This window comes from Stenotrophomonas maltophilia group sp. RNC7, from assembly GCF_030910085.1.
GTDB classification, from domain to species: Bacteria; Pseudomonadota; Gammaproteobacteria; order Xanthomonadales; family Xanthomonadaceae; genus Stenotrophomonas; species Stenotrophomonas sepilia.
Map to the genome: position 1 here is coordinate 1 of NZ_JAVFVN010000141.1, position 392 is coordinate 392.

A 392-nucleotide genomic window follows, 5' to 3' on the forward strand; every position below is an offset into this window, starting at 1 on the left:
AACAAACATTATCTCCTTTGCTTTGAAGTGGTGCAAATTGCTCAATGCTCATTAAATGATCGAAAAATTTACCACTTTTCTCACATCCAATTATATGAATAGGCCTACCTTGAATTTTAGCAAACTCTAAGAACTCTCTAATATTAGGAACTAATTTGCTGTACTGACTAGAAAGACTTAATGGTCCATCTTTAATAAATAAAGTATTACTAACAAGTTTCTTATCTACATAATTCCAGAGTAATCTTATTGGAGTAAAAATCATTAATGTTTCTAAAATCAACATATAAGCCGAAGCAATACTGTCTGGCGCACTATCTTCTATCATGTCTAGGTGAAAACCTAACATATCAGTCAATAATATTTCTTTTTTACATCCCTTATGTGAACAT

The 392-nt window shown here is 30.6% G+C and carries 1 pseudogene; it reads right to left on the reverse strand.

Annotation, left to right across the window (positions count from 1 at the left end):
• Positions 1-358 (reverse strand): annotated as a pseudogene (locus tag RCF13_RS01765) (hypothetical protein); the annotation flags it as partial.
• Positions 359-392 lie beyond the last annotated feature (34 nt).